Annotated in this window: 13 protein-coding genes and 1 tRNA gene; 10 read left to right on the top strand and 4 right to left on the bottom strand. The window is 70.0% G+C overall.

Annotated elements, in window-relative coordinates; translation table 11 throughout:
* Positions 1 to 128: 128 nt before the first annotated feature.
* On the top strand, positions 129 to 1,394 hold the full coding sequence (locus ACZ69I_RS06355) for a M6 family metalloprotease domain-containing protein (protein ID WP_470831062.1): 1,266 nt from the start codon (positions 129 to 131) through the stop codon (positions 1,392 to 1,394).
* Here the strand turns inward: ACZ69I_RS06355 and rho are convergent.
* Entirely contained in the window at positions 1,381 to 2,568 is a 1,188-nt protein-coding gene (gene rho / locus ACZ69I_RS06360; protein ID WP_470830701.1) for a transcription termination factor Rho, read from the bottom strand. The two genes, ACZ69I_RS06355 and rho, sit on opposite strands and share 14 nt — an antisense overlap.
* Before the next feature lie 400 nt (positions 2,569 to 2,968).
* Between rho and ACZ69I_RS06365 the strand changes: the two genes are divergently transcribed.
* From ACZ69I_RS06365 to ACZ69I_RS06380, 4 genes are all read left to right on the top strand, one after another.
* Positions 2,969 to 3,790 carry a 2,3-dihydro-2,3-dihydroxybenzoate dehydrogenase gene (locus ACZ69I_RS06365; protein ID WP_470830702.1) on the top strand — a complete coding sequence of 274 codons (822 nt, stop codon included), beginning with the start codon at positions 2,969 to 2,971 and terminating at the stop codon, positions 3,788 to 3,790.
* A gap of 293 nt (positions 3,791 to 4,083) precedes the next feature.
* The gene (gene dhbC, locus ACZ69I_RS06370; RefSeq protein WP_470830703.1) at positions 4,084 to 5,289 is read left to right on the top strand and encodes an isochorismate synthase DhbC; all 1,206 of its coding nucleotides are present in this window, start codon (positions 4,084 to 4,086) and stop codon (positions 5,287 to 5,289) included.
* 14 nt (positions 5,290 to 5,303) lie between these two features.
* The gene (locus tag ACZ69I_RS06375) at positions 5,304 to 6,953 is read left to right on the top strand and encodes a (2,3-dihydroxybenzoyl)adenylate synthase (protein ID WP_470830704.1); all 1,650 of its coding nucleotides are present in this window, start codon (positions 5,304 to 5,306) and stop codon (positions 6,951 to 6,953) included.
* A gap of 102 nt (positions 6,954 to 7,055) precedes the next feature.
* Complete coding sequence (locus ACZ69I_RS06380) at positions 7,056 to 7,691, top strand: isochorismatase family protein (protein ID WP_470830705.1); 636 nt, start codon at positions 7,056 to 7,058, stop codon at positions 7,689 to 7,691.
* A 12-nt stretch (positions 7,692 to 7,703) separates the two neighbouring features.
* Here ACZ69I_RS06380 and ACZ69I_RS06385 read toward each other — a convergent pair whose 3' ends face one another.
* Positions 7,704 to 8,237 carry a MarR family winged helix-turn-helix transcriptional regulator gene (locus ACZ69I_RS06385; protein WP_470830706.1) on the bottom strand — a complete coding sequence of 178 codons (534 nt, stop codon included), beginning with the start codon at positions 8,235 to 8,237 and terminating at the stop codon, positions 7,704 to 7,706.
* A 148-nt stretch (positions 8,238 to 8,385) separates the two neighbouring features.
* On the opposite strand from ACZ69I_RS06385, the gene ACZ69I_RS06390 reads away from it, so the two are divergent.
* Positions 8,386 to 8,799, top strand: coding sequence for an organic hydroperoxide resistance protein (locus ACZ69I_RS06390; RefSeq protein ID WP_470830707.1), 414 nt, complete (start codon positions 8,386 to 8,388; stop codon positions 8,797 to 8,799).
* Between the two features lie 7 nt (positions 8,800 to 8,806).
* Here ACZ69I_RS06390 and ACZ69I_RS06395 read toward each other — a convergent pair whose 3' ends face one another.
* Positions 8,807 to 9,097 (bottom strand): helix-turn-helix domain-containing protein, encoded by a 291-nt coding sequence (locus tag ACZ69I_RS06395; RefSeq protein WP_470830708.1) that lies wholly within the window; start codon positions 9,095 to 9,097, stop codon positions 8,807 to 8,809.
* A 141-nt stretch (positions 9,098 to 9,238) separates the two neighbouring features.
* On the opposite strand from ACZ69I_RS06395, the gene map reads away from it, so the two are divergent.
* Positions 9,239 to 10,045 (top strand): type I methionyl aminopeptidase, encoded by an 807-nt coding sequence (gene map, locus ACZ69I_RS06400; protein ID WP_470830709.1) that lies wholly within the window; start codon positions 9,239 to 9,241, stop codon positions 10,043 to 10,045.
* Positions 10,046 to 10,212: 167 nt separating this feature from the next.
* Positions 10,213 to 10,285: transfer RNA gene (locus ACZ69I_RS06405), tRNA-Arg, on the top strand.
* A gap of 98 nt (positions 10,286 to 10,383) precedes the next feature.
* On the opposite strand, the gene ACZ69I_RS06410 is transcribed toward ACZ69I_RS06405, so the two are convergent.
* Positions 10,384 to 12,177: a tyrosine-type recombinase/integrase gene (locus ACZ69I_RS06410; RefSeq protein ID WP_470830710.1), complete on the bottom strand. Its 1,794-nt coding sequence runs from the start codon at positions 12,175 to 12,177 to the stop codon at positions 10,384 to 10,386.
* Positions 12,178 to 12,354: 177 nt separating this feature from the next.
* Between ACZ69I_RS06410 and ACZ69I_RS06415 the strand changes: the two genes are divergently transcribed.
* A complete protein-coding gene (locus tag ACZ69I_RS06415) occupies positions 12,355 to 12,546 on the top strand; it encodes a DNA-binding protein (RefSeq protein ID WP_470830711.1) in 192 nt (63 codons plus the stop codon).
* A 303-nt stretch (positions 12,547 to 12,849) separates the two neighbouring features.
* On the top strand, positions 12,850 to 13,773 hold the full coding sequence (locus ACZ69I_RS06420) for a recombinase zinc beta ribbon domain-containing protein (protein ID WP_470830712.1): 924 nt from the start codon (positions 12,850 to 12,852) through the stop codon (positions 13,771 to 13,773).
* The last annotated feature ends 141 nt before the right edge of the window (positions 13,774 to 13,914 follow it).

Raw genomic sequence — 13,914 nt, forward strand, 5'->3', positions numbered from 1 at the left:
AAAAACCCACGATCGGGCCCGCCCAGCGAGCGCCCGCGCACCCCCCGGCACAGGGTGATCGGACAGGGTGCAGCCAGGACCGGCGGCTGCCGCGGAGCGGAGGGCCATGCATGCAGCAGCCGACCTGGATGCAGATACGCCCGGCCCGACGCAGCGTCGCCCTCGTCTCCGTGGCGGCGCTCGCCCTGGCGGTCACCACGTCGGCGAGCACCGGACGCCTGGCCGCGGACTCGCGCAGCGCGGCGGGACCGGTCTCCCTGGCCAGGAGCAGCGCCCTCAGCCCCTGCATGATCAGCGGCACGATGGGCGTGCAGATGTCGGAGGGCATGCCGACACCGCCCGGCTACGCCCGCTCCACCGGCACCGTCCGCGCCCTGAACCTGATGATCGACTTCACTGACGCCCCCGGTCAGGGCAGCGCCAAGGACCGCCTCGCGGAGTTCTTCCCGCAGACCACCGACTGGTTCAGGACCAGTTCGTACGGCCGCCTCGACTACCGCCCCGAGACCCCGCTCCCCGACTGGCTGCGGATGCCCAAGTCGTTCGCGGAGTACGGCATAGAACGCGGCGCCCCCTTCGACCCCGGCTACCGCACGCTCGTCCAGGACATCGTCGCGGCCGCCGACCCGGACGTGGACTTCCGCTCGTACGACCTCGTGAACATCCTGATCACCCCGAACGCGGGCCCCTCCGCCCTCGACACCGTCCTGTCGGTGACCTTCGCGGGCAACCACGAGGCGCCGGTCGCCGACGGCGTCCCGGTCTCCAACGCGTCCTTCGTCTACAGCCGCCAGGACGACGGCTCCGGCAGCTACCACGAGACCGGCTACCGCGTACTCCCCCACGAGAACGGCCACGTCTTCGGCCTGCCCGACCTCTATACACAGGAGGGCGGCGGCGCGGCGGGCCACTGGGACATCATGAGCGAGGACTGGGGCGCCAACAACGACCTGCTGGCCTGGCACAAGTGGAAGCTGGGCTGGCTCGACGACGACCAGATCGGCTGCGCCGCGAAACCCGGCACGACCGAGCACGTCCTGACCCCGCTGGCGGGCCCCGGCGGCACGAAGCTGGCCTTCGCCCCGCTGACCGAGAAGACGGGGTACGCCATCGAGGTCCGCACCCAGGCAGGCAACGACGAGGCGGTGTGCAAGCCGGGTGTCCTGGTCTACCGGGTGGACGCGGACGTCGACACCGGCCACGGCCCGATAACGGTCTCCGACGCGGCGCCCGACAGCGGCGGCTGCACACGCCGCCCCAACGTCCACGCGGAACTGTCCGACGCCCCCTACGGCGTCGGCGAGACCTTCACCGACAGCAAGACAGGGGTACGGGTGACGGTGGCGGGAGTGACCGACGAGGGCCAGTACCGCGTACACGTCACGCGGCCGTAGCGTCCCCGCCCGAGTGGGCCCCCGGCACGGTCTGCCGGATCTGCCGCAGGAAGGCCGCATTGCTGGGAGTCTTCCTGATCCGGTCGAGCAGCGTCTCCAGGGACCCCTGCCCGTCCCTGCCGTGCAGGGCCCGCCGCAGCCCGCGCAGGGCGGTCAACTCGGCTCCGGGCACCAGCAGTTCCTCGCGCCGGGTGCCGGAGGGGGTGACATCCACGGCCGGGAAGACGCGCCGGTCGGCGAGAGAGCGGTCGAGCCGCAGTTCCATGTTCCCGGTGCTCTTCAACTCCTCGAAGTAATAATCGTCGGCGCGCGATCCGGTCTCGACGAGAACGGTCGCGAGCATGGTCAGGGAACCGCCTTCCTCGGCGAGGCGCGCGGCCCCGAAGATCCGCTTGGGCCCCTGCACGGCGGCGGCGTCGACGCCACCACTGAGGGTGCGCCCACTGCCGGTGGCGGCGTTGTTGAACGCGCGGCACAGCCGGGTGAGCGAGTCGAAGAGCATCACCACGTCCTTCCCGTCCTCGACCATGCGCTTGGCGCGCTCGACGGCGAGTTCGGCGAGGGCGATGTGCTCCTTGGCGGGCCGGTCGAAGGTCGACGCGAGCACCTCACCACGGACCGAACGCCGCATGTCGGTGACCTCCTCGGGCCGCTCGTCGAGGAGGACGACCATGAGGTGGCACTCGGGGTGGTTCTGGGCGACGGCAGCGGCGATCTGCTGAAGCAACACAGTTTTGCCGGTCCGCGGCGGGGCGACGATCAGCCCGCGCTGCCCCTTGCCGACGGGCGCGACGAGGTCGACAAGACGGGTGGCGGCGGGCCCGTCGGCGGTCTCCAGCCGAAGCCGTTCGCGAGGATGCAACGGGGTGAGATCCCCGAACCGCCGCCGCCCCCGCAGCATTTCGACGGCCCGCCCGTTGACGCGCTGGACCTGCCCAAGCATCCGCCCCCGCCCGCAAACACCTTCGACGAAGTCCCCGGCGCGCAGCCCGAGTTGACGAACGAGATCAGCGGAAACCTGCACGTCACGGAGCCCGACGACGCCGACGCCCCCACGCAGGAACCCACGCCCCTCCCGCCCGAGGTCGAGAACGCCCGCACAGGCAGCCCCAGTTGCACCGGAAGCCCCAGCGACCCCGGTTCCAGTTTCAGTTTCAGTAATGGTGAGACTCATGACGAATTGACCCTTTCGCGGACACGCGACAGAAGAGGACCGGCAACCTGACGGGGCGGCAAAACCACACCCCGTACGCCGGCGGAAAGGAGAACTGCTGCAAGAGCTACCGCAAAGCAACTACCGCGAAGCAACTACGGCGAAGCAACTACTGCGAAGCAGTGAGAAGAAGGCCTGAGCAACCTGAGCGGCTCACGGCCCACCAAGCCCCCGGAGAACCGGGGAGAGGGAAGCACGGGCGCCCACCGAAAAAGGAGGGGGCGTCACACACGCACTCATCGCAAGGTAACACACGAACGGCGGACCGCCCCAGACCTTTCCCGGCCGGGTGGCAACCTCTACGGAGAGGTCGTACGTTAGGTTAGGCTTACCTAAAAAGTTGGGGGAGGTCGCTCACACCATGCCAGAGCACACACCGAACGAGTCGCACGCCGCCGAGGGCGAGTTCGCCGGGCGGACGGCTCTGGTGACCGGCGCGGGCCAGGGCATCGGTGCCGCGGTCGCCGCCGCGCTCGCCGCCCGGGGCGCGCACGTGGTCGCCACCGACCGCGACGCGCACGGCATCGACGAACTGGCCGCCGCGTCACGAACAGCCCCCGGCACGATCACCCCCCGCGTCATGGACGTCACCGACGCCGACACGGTGAACGCCGTCGTCTCCGACACCATCCGCGACCACGGCGCCCTCGACCTCCTCGTGAACGTGGCGGGCATCCTCCGCAGCTCCGCCGTGGCCCAACTGACCGACGCCGACTGGGCCGACACCTTCGCCGTGAACGCCACGGGCGTCTTCCACACCTCGCGCGCCGCCGCCTCCCACATGACGGCACGCGGCTCCGGCTGCATCATCACCGTCGGCTCCAACGCCGCCGGCATCCCCCGTACCGGCATGGCCGCGTACGCCGCGTCCAAAGCCGCGGCCGCGGCGTTCACCAAGTGCCTGGGCCTGGAGATCGCCCGCAGCGGCGTGCGCTGCAACGTCGTGGCACCCGGCACCACCGACACCGCGATGCAACGCTCGCTCTGGCCCGACGACTCGGCGCCCGAGGCCCCGCCCGGCGTCCTCGACGGCGACCTGCGGACGTACCGCACGGGCATCCCCCTAGGCCGCATGGCCGCCCCGCAGGACATCGCCGACGCGGTGCTGTTCCTCGCGTCGGACCGTGCCAGGCACATCACGTTGCAGGAGCTGTACGTCGACGGCGGCGCAACCCTGCGCTGACACGCACGGACCCGCAGGGGGAAGCGCGCGCGAGGGGCCGTGGGGGGTATGTGCGAACGGAGCACCGAGCACACTGTGCCGCCGTTGTCCGCACGACGTGACGCAGGGATAGCGAGTACGCACATACCCACCGCGGCCCCGCCCCCACCACACCCCGGCCCAAGAACACCGCACGCCGCCAACGCACCGCAACGCCCCACCCTCCCTTCACGCGCCCCACCACCACTGAGCACCCACCCCGAGCCCCCCTTCCGCCCCTCCCGCCCAAGCCCCACCTGAGAATTGGAGCCCCCGTGTCGACGGCACCCGAGGTCGCCCCTCACGTCACGACGGCCGAGCAGGCCCACCCTGTCGTAGGAGCGGCCACCGCGCTCCTCGCCGCCTACACCCCCGGGGAGCGCTTCCTGGCCACCCCGACCCGCACGCTGCTCACCACCGGCACGCACGCCGAAGTACCCCACGACGAGAGACCGTTGCCGACCCGCGTAGCCGCCGCCCTGGCCGAGGCGAGCCGCGCCGGAATCAACGAGCCGTACGTCATCGGCGCGGTCCCCTTCGACCACACGGCGCCCGCCGCACTCACCGTCCCCGAAACCCTGCGCACCGCACCCCCGCTCGCCGCGGACCCCCTGATCGCGCTGCCCACGGAAACCCCGGACCCCGCCGGCTGGCAGCTCCGCCCGGTGCCCTCCCCCGAGGAGTACGGCGCAGGCGTGGCCGCCGCCGTGGACCGCATGTGGCGCGGCGACTTCAGCAAGGTAGTCCTCGCCCGCACCCTCGAACTCACCGCGCCCGCCCCGCTCGACCTCCCCGCGATGCTCCAGCGCCTGGCCCGCCGTGACCCCTCCGGCTACACCTTCGCGCTGCCGACGGCCCCGGGCCGCACCCTCATCGGCGCCAGCCCCGAACTGCTCGTCTCGCGCCACGGCCGGCAGGTCGTCGCGAACCCCCTCGCAGGCTCGACGCCGCGCAGCGACGACCTCGCCGAGGACGTGCGCCGCGCGGCCGCGCTCCTGGAATCGGCCAAGGACCTGCACGAACACTCCGTAGTGGTGGACGGCGTCCACCAGGCGCTCGCGGCCTTCTGCACGGACCTGACCGTGCCACCCCGCCCCACGCTCGTCCGCACCGCGACGATGTGGCACCTGTCCACCACGGTGACCGGCACCCTCACGTCGTCCGACACCTCGGCCCTCGAACTGGCCTGCGCGCTGCACCCCACCCCCGCGGTCTGCGGCACGCCGACGGCGACCGCGCGCGAGGTGATCCGCGAGACGGAGCCGTTCGACCGCGGCTTCTTCACGGGCGTGGTCGGCTGGGGCGACGCGAACGGCGACGGCGAGTGGGTCGTGACGATCCGCTGCGCCGAGGCCGAGGAGCGCAGCCTGCGGCTGTACGCGGGCGCGGGCGTGGTCGCCGCGTCGGACCCGGCGGCGGAAACGGCGGAGACGGGCGCGAAGTTCCGTACGTTCCTGAACGCTGTGGGGGCGGAGCTGTGAGCCTTTCGGATGTAGTGGACGCGCCCACGTGGCCGCGGGAGTTCGCGGAGCGCTACCGCGCGGCGGGCTGGTGGCGGGGCGAGACGTTCGGCGGGATGCTGCGCGAGAGAGCCGCCGAGCACCCGGACCGCGTGGCGATCGTGGACCCCGGCTCCGGCGGCACGTCGCCACGCCGCTGGACGTACGGCGAACTGGACCACCGAGCCGACCGCCTGGCGGCGGGCCTGCTCGCGCGAGGCATCGGCAAGGGCGACAAGGTGGTCGTCCAACTGCCCAACGTCGCGGAGTTCTTCGAAACAATCTTCGCCCTGTTCCGCATCGGCGCGCTGCCGGTCTTCGCACTGCCCGCACACCGCGAGACGGAGATCCGCTACTTCTGCGAGTTCACCGAGGCGGTGGCGTACGTCATCCCGCAGGAGCTCGGCGGCTTCGACTACCGCGGCCTGGCGGCGAAACTGGTGGACGAACTCCCCACGCTGAAGCACGTGTTCGTAGCAACGGGCGACGCGAGCCCCTTCGAACCCCTGTCAGAGGCGGCCACGGCCCCGACCGAAACCCCACCCCCGCCCCCGCCGCCCACCCCTTCCGACCTGGCGTTCCTCCAGCTCTCCGGCGGCAGCACGGGCATCCCGAAGCTGATCCCGCGCACCCACGACGACTACATCTACTCGCTGCGCGGCTCCAACGAACTGTGCGCGGTCGACGAGAACAGCGTCTACCTCGTGGCCCTGCCCGCGGCCCACAACTTCCCGCTCTCCTCGCCGGGTTCGCTCGGCGCGCTGTACGCGGGCGCCCGCGTCGTGCTCTGCCCGCAGCCCAGCCCGGAAGTGGCCTTCCCCCTGATCGAGGCCGAGGGGGTCACCATCACAGGCCTGGTCCCGCCGCTCGCCCTGCTCTGGACGGAGGCGGCACCGTCGACCGCGTACGACCTGAGCAGCCTGGAGGTGCTCCTGGTGGGCGGCGCGAAGTTCAGCGAGGAGGCGGCGCGCCGAGTGAAGCCCGCGCTCGGCTGCACGCTGCAGCAGGTATTCGGCATGGCGGAGGGCCTGGTCAACTACACGCGCCTGGACGACTCCCCGGAGACGATCGTCACCACGCAGGGCCGGCCGATCTCCCCGGACGACGAGATCCGGGTGGTCGACGACGAGGACAACGAGCTGCCGCCGGGCGAGACGGGCCACCTGCTGACCCGCGGCCCGTACACGATCCGCGGCTACTGGAAGGCGCCCGAGCACAACGCGCGTTCCTTCACGGCGGACGGCTTCTACCGCACGGGCGATGTCGTACGCGTCACCGAGACCGGCCACATCGTCGTCGAGGGCCGGGCGAAGGACCAGATCAACCGGGGCGGCGAGAAGATCGCGGCCGAGGAGGTGGAGAACCACATCCTCGCGCACCCGTCCGTGCACGACGCGAACGTGGTCGCGGAACCCGACGCGTACTTGGGCGAACGGACGTGCGCGTACGTGATCCTGCGGACGGGGGCCGAACCGCTGAAGCCCGCCGCCGTCAGGAAGTTCGTGCGCGAGAGGGGCCTGGCGGCCTACAAGGTGCCGGACCGGGTCGAGTTCGTGAAGACCTTCCCGCAGACGGGGGTGGGCAAGATCTCCAAGAAGGACCTGAGAGCGACGGTTCCTCAGCCGCCCACGCTCCCCGCCGCATAACCCCGCCCCTTACGCCCCCCCCCCGGCACCACACCACACCCCGCCCCACCACACCCCGCCCCACCCCGACCCGACCCGACCCGAAACGGACCGCCCACCACCATGGCCCTCCCCGCCATCACCCCCTACCCGATGCCGTCGCCCGACGAGCTGCCGACGAACCGCGTCGGCTGGAAGGTCGACCCGTCCCGCGCCGTACTCCTCGTACACGACCTGCAGAACTACTTCCTGTCGGCGTACGACCGGACGGCGTCGCCCGTACCCGAACTCCTGTCGCACGTAGCGGAGTTGAAGCGCTCGGCGGACCGGCTCGGCGTCCCCGTCGTGCACACCGCGCAGCCCGGCGGCCAGACCCCCGCCGAGCGCGGGCTCCAGCAGGACTTCTGGGGCCCGGGCCTGCCCGACGACGCGCACGCGGCGGCGATCGCGTCGGAGATCGGCCCGGCGCCCGCCGAGACGGTGCTCACCAAGTGGAAGTACAGCGGCTTCGTCCGCACGGACCTCCTGGAGCGGATGCGCGAGCAGGGCCGCGACCAGCTGGTCATCACCGGTGTCTACGCCCACATCGGCGTCCTGATGACGGCGTGCGACGCGTGGATGCAGGACATCCAGGCGTTCGTGGTCGCGGACGCGGTGGCGGACTTCTCGGCGGACGACCACGCGATGGCGCTGCGCTGGGCGGCGGGCAAGTGCGCGGTGGTCACGACGACGGGGACGGTGTTCGCGCCGGAGGCGTGAGGCGCCCTCTTCTCAGCCAACCCTGTCAGGGACACAAGCCGCGCCCCTGACAGGGCCGACCGCGTCTCCACCCCCACCCCCGCCCCCGCCTCCGCCTCCACCGCCATCGAGCGCAACGGTCAGCGCGTTGAGCCGCGCGCGCAGATCCCGTACCTCACCGAGGGAGAGCCCGGTGGACTCGGCGATGGCGCGGGGCACGGCGCGGGCCTTCCCGCGGAGGGCGACCCCTTCATCGGTGAGCCGGACGGCCACGGACCGCTCGTCCTCGGCGCTCCGCCGCCGCTCCACGTACCCGGTCGCCTCCAGCCGCTTGAGCAGCGGCGAAAGCGTCCCGGAGTCCAGCCGCAGCCGCTCCCCGATCTTCTTGACGGGCAGCTCGCCGTGCTCCCAGAGCACGAGCATCACCAGGTACTGGGGATAGGTCAGCCCCAGGTCCTTCAGCGCGGTCCGGTAGACGCCGTTGAAGGCGCGGGCGGCCGCGTGCAGCGAGAAGCAGATCTGCTCGTCGAGCCGGAGAAAGTCCTCGTCCCGTACGTCGTCGTCCATACCCCCAGAGTACAAGGTGCCACTGCACCCGACTCAATTGTGCACAACTAAGTTGCGCACAACCAAATAGCGTGCTCTACTCGACCTCGTACGCAGCCGCACCGAATGACTCGTACGCAGCCGCACCGAACGAGAGGACCGGACCACCATGGACGCGCTGTACACCGCAGTGGCCACCGCCAACGGCCGCGAGGGCCGCGCCGTCAGCTCCGACGGCCAGATCGACCTGCAGCTCGGCTTCCCCGCGGCCCTGGGCGGCAACGGCCAGGGCACCAACCCCGAGCAGCTCTTCGCCGCCGGTTACGCGGCCTGCTTCGCCAGCGCGATGGGCAACATCGCACGCCAGGAGAAGATCGACGTCACGGACGTCTCAGTGACGGCCGAGGTCAGCATCGGCAAGGACACGGACGGCGGATTCGGCCTGGCCGTGGTCATGCGGGCCGAGCTTCCGGACCACCTGCAGGGCCCCGCGGGCGAGGAACTCCTGAAGAAGACGCACGCTTTCTGCCCCTACTCCAAGGCGACGCGCGGCAACATTCCGGTGGAGCTGGTGATCGAGTAGGGACGACCTACGCGCCCACAGTCGAGGCTGAGGCTGAGGCCGACGCCGAGGTCGGCGCCACGCGCCACACACGCGCAAGCTCGGCCAGCGGAACGCCGAGGACCTCACTGAGCCGGACGACGGTGCCGAACGCGGGCGTGGGCAGCCGGCCGGTCTCGATCTTACGGAGCGTCTCGGGCGAGATGTCCGCCGCGAGGGCCACGTCTACGGGGCTGCGCCCGGCCCGGGCAGCGCGCAGCGCGGCCCCGAGGCGTCGGCCCGCCTCGATCTGTTCGGGGGCGAGCGGGTGGCGAACCATGCGAACAGGGTAGGGGCGCCACAGTTCGAGCAGCAACCACCTCACGCCCACCCCGTCTGGTATAAATATACCGGTCTAATTATGCCGGTCTAACTATGCCGGTCGAACGTACTGGCCGCTCCGGGGAAATCGAGGATCGCAGTGATCGAGCACAAGTCACCCAGGGACATCGAGCGCATGCACGTGACCGGCAGGTTCGTCGGCGAGGTCCTGGAGGAGCTCGGCGACCTCGCCGCGGTCGGGGTCGACCTGATGGACCTGGAACACCACGCCCGCCGTCGGCTCAAGGAACGCGGCGCGGAGTCCTGCTACTGGGACTACGCCCCCTCGTTCGGCAAGGGCCCCTTCCGCAACGTGGTGTGCCTCTCGGTCAACGACGCGGTCCTCCACGGCCTGCCGCACAGCTACAAGCTGCGCGACGGGGACGTGCTGACCATGGACATGGCTGTGACGATCGACGGCTGGTCGGCGGACTCGGCCCACACGGTCATCGTCGGCACCCCGGACGAGGAGGACGTGCGCCTGATCGAGGCCACGGAGGTCGCCCTGGACTCCGCGATCAAGGTAGCCCTGCCGGGCAACCGCCTCGGCGACATCTCGGCGGCGATCGGCGCGGTGGCGGCGGAGTACGGCTACCCGGTCAACCTGGAGTTCGGCGGCCACGGCATCGGCCGCACGATGCACGAGGACCTGCACATCCCCAACGACGGCCGCCCGGGCCGCGGCTGGAAGCTGCGCCCCGGCCTGACGATCGCCATCGAGCCCTGGTTCGCCCGCGGCACGAACAAGATCATCTACGACGAGGACGGCTGGACGATCCGCTCGGCGGACGGCTCCCGCACGGCCCACTCGGAACACACGGTGGCGATCACCGAGGACGCCCCCCTGGTCCTCACCCACCGCCCCCGCCACCTCGCGAAGACAGAACAGACACCGGCCACGCGCTGAGCTCCCGCGCGGGGTGGCGGCCTGCCACGCACTGAGCCCCCCCCCACCCAGACCGGGAGCCCCACCTCCCGAAATCTCCACCCGCTACACTGTCGGCGGTGGCACGGGCCAGCCCACGCCGCCAATGAACTGCCGGAAGCCCTCAACCAGCTCTCCGACAGCTCCCCGCCTTCGTAGCTCAGGGGATAGAGCACCGCTCTCCTAAAGCGGGTGTCGCAGGTTCGAATCCTGCCGGGGGCACACTGCCTGACCAGGCAAAACAGGGTAAGAAAGCCCCCTCGGAGATCACTCCGAGGGGGCTTTTTTGCGTTCCGGGGGACAGACGGGGGACAAGCCTCCTAGGCGGCTCCGGATGCGCCTTCGCGGGGGACAGAGGACACGAGTCGCAGGTGTCCGCGCTGACGACCAGAGCTGACGGCCGATTCCTCCCGCGTTGGTTCCGAGACGGACACCGGCTGCGGCTGCGGCTGCGGCTGCGGCTGCGGCTGCGCAACTGTCGGGCGTTCCTGAGCGGCTGGGGCCTCCGCCGCGACCCGAGACTCTGCAACGGCCGGGGCTTCCGTGGCGGGTGTGGTGGACGACGCGGGGTCGGCTGGCTTGGGGATGGCGTTGCGGCGGGGCACGAGGTCGACGGGGGCGTTGGCGGCGGCCTGTTCGAACTGCGGCATGAGCGAGGTGTAGGTGTCGGCGGTGAGTTGGTAGCTGCTGTGGCCGAGCAGAGCCTGAATGGCCTTCATGGACAGGCCGGCGGCGAGGCTGAGGGAGGCCGCGCAGTGGCGGAGGTCGTGGAGTCGGATCGGCGGGAGGCCGAGGCGGGCGATGAAGCGGTCGAAGGATTGGGAGACGTTCTTGGGGTGGTGGGGTCGGCCGTCGGGTTGGGTGAAGACCTTGCCGGAGTCGACGTACGGGTGGTCGTACGCCTTTAGTTCGTGTCGGCGCTCCGGAGTGGCCTGCTGCCACTGGCGGTGCTTTGCCTCCCATTCGGCTCGCTGGGCCTTCTGGACGTCGCGCCAGGCGACGAGGAGGGCGAAGGTGGCGTGGTCGAGAGTGACGGCCCGTCTACCGGCGCGGCTCTTGGGGGTGTCTTCCCAGACGGCGTTGGAGGAGTCGGTGACGAGTTGCTCGGAGAGGTTGGCGACGCCCTTGGTCATGTCGAGTTCGGTCCAGGGCAGTCCTGTTGCCTCTCCGCGGCGTGGCGCGCGGAACACCATGAGGTGCCACATGACGTAGTGGATGTGGGTGACGGCTGCGTCGAGGAACTCGCCGGTCTGCTCGGGGGTCCAGACCATGACCGGGCTGGGCTTCTCGCCGGTCTCGCGCCAGCGGGCTACGCGTTCGTCGGTCCACACGAGCGGTTCTGGCTGCTCGTACTTAGGGATGACGACGAGCTTGGCCCAGTTCTGCGTGATCAGCTTTTCGGTGACGGCATCGGAAAGGGCGGCGGAGAGGCAGTCGAGGTACTTCTTCTGGGTACCGGGACCGGTGTCTTGGCGTGGCAGGGTGCGGGCTTCTTTGAGGGCGTCGCGGGCCTGGTGCCATGCCTGGCGGAGCTCTGGCGGTCGCGGGGTGGGAGCTTGGCGCCAAGCTTTGTGGGCGGCGTCGCAGATGGCCTTGGCTTGCTGGGCGGCAAGGCGGTTGGCTTCCTTGACCTTGTTGAACTCCCATATCCGCTTGAACATCTCCTGGATGTGGCGGTCGCGGAGCTCGCGCATAGTCAGGTGCCCGAGGGCAGGTTTGAAGATGCGCTCAATGAAGTCGCGGTAATCGCTGCGGGTTCGGCGCTTGAGGTCGACGCGCTTCTCGTGCCAGCGGTCGAGGTACTGGGCGACGGTCTCCTTGGAGTCGATGTCGATGCCGCCGGTGGCTTCGTCCCAGAGCTTCTGCGCCGCTTCCTCAGCCTTCTTGGAGCTCTCGAAGCCTCCCTTGCGTGGGCGCCTGCGTTCGCCTCCAGGGCCATCGGGAAGATTGATGTAGTAGTACCAGGAGCCGTGGTCCCATCGCTTCAGCTTCGGGCAGTCGGCGCCGAGTTCGCGGACCTTGGGGGTGCCGTTCCTGTCGAGGACGGGCTGCCCCTGGTCGTCGAGTTTGGGTTCGGTGCACTTGCATCGGCGGTAGGTGCTGCCCTTGAACACGCGTGGTCCCCTGGTTTGTGCCGGGTTGTCCTTACGCGTCCTGATCTTGCTGTAGCCAAGGAGACGTTTCCTTGGACGCCGTATGCTTCCGGTCAGGTGGCGCGGGGTTGAGGGATGTGACCACCTTTGTCCTCTTCTTTGGCTGCTCCTGGTGTGCCGGTGCGCGCGCAAGGCGGGATGTCTGTCACGGAGTTGCGGTCGCTGCCGGCCGCGGTGAGCGTGGCGACGGCTGCGCGCGCGTTGGGTATCGGCGCGGACAAGGCGTACGAGTTGATCAAGGCGGATGCTTTCCCAGCGAAGCTGATTCCCTTGGGGCGCACACAGAAGGTCGCGACGGTCTCGTTGTGGGAGACGCTGGGGCTGCCGTAGGGCGTTGCGGAGCGGGCCCGTGATGCCCGAGCCGGATGCCCCGGGTGCGCTTCGGTCTCTCCGTGCGGGGCACTTGGGAGTGCGGGCCAGCCAGCGGAGGTTCCACTTCTGGGCGCCCGGTTTGGGTGATGTGTCTCACGACTGGCCGGTGACGCGTGGCTTTGACGTGCGCAAACGACTTTGTCACCTTCTATCCGGGAGCCAATTGTCTACACCTCTTACACGGTGAAGCTATCGTGACCTATTACCGGGCTAAGGGGTCGCTATTGGGCAGGCGATCGGCTCGTAATCGGATGGAGACGCATGGCACGGCTGACTGGCTACCTGAGCCGCCACGGGGGGCTTCACCCCCAGGAGGCGGCAGGTCTGCGCAAAGCCGCCTCGATGCTGCTCGACCTGCAGAGCAGAGCCGAGGCATGCCGGTTCATCAACGCGCAGGGGCATCGCACCACGCACGGCAACGAGTGGGCGCCTGAGGTCTTGGTGCGCGTGTTGAGCAACCCGCGCATGGCGGGACTGGATGATGACAGCGAGCACATCGAGGGCTTCGGCGAGACGGTTCTGACGCCGGACGAATATCGGCGCCTGCTCTCTCTGTTCGCCGAGCAGGCGGAACAACAGCCTCCAGCACGCGAGGCGTTCGACTACCTGCTCACCGAGGGGCTGTCGGAGTGCGGCCTGTGCGACTGGAACATGGTGGGCACGCGGGTGACGAGCGGAGGCGACCCGGCCTACCGCTGTCCTCCGCCTCGCGCCGGCCAAGCATCGTGCGGCCGAGTCCGGATCAATGCCGACCGGCTCGAAGACCCGGTGGCTGAGGAAGTACTCGCCGAGCTGCTCCGGCCCGGCACCCAGGAACGGGTGGCGCGCCTGCTGGCCGATCTGCGTGAGGAAGCTGAGCGACTGAAGGTACACGTCGAGGGGGCAGAGCAGCGTTTCGCAGAGTTGCGCGAGATGCGCGACGTGCTGGTGCCCTCGGCGTACGAGGCCGCGGAGAAGGCGACCCGGCAGGACATGCGTGATGCGCGGAGTCGTCTGCGCTATCTGGAACAACTGATTGACGTTCCGATCGCGGATGTTTCGGACTTGGCCGCGTGGTGGACGTCGGCGCCTCGAAACTGGCAGCGGGCCTTGGTCGGCGTGCTGATCGTCAAGGTGCGCGTCCTCGCATCGGGACGCGGCAGGCACCGCGACCCCAAGGCCCGGCTGCGGATCGAGTGGCGCTAGGCCCCTCAGCCCGGTAAGACCTCTGCACCTGCACACGCCCAGGCGAGCTCCTGACGTTTCGCCAGAGCACGGTGGAGTGGCCCGCAGGGTCACCGAAGCCCTCCTTCGGCGCGTCTCGGCCCCGCGCCCAAGCCTTGTGGA

The organism is Streptomyces sp. NPDC036815 (assembly GCF_055609205.1).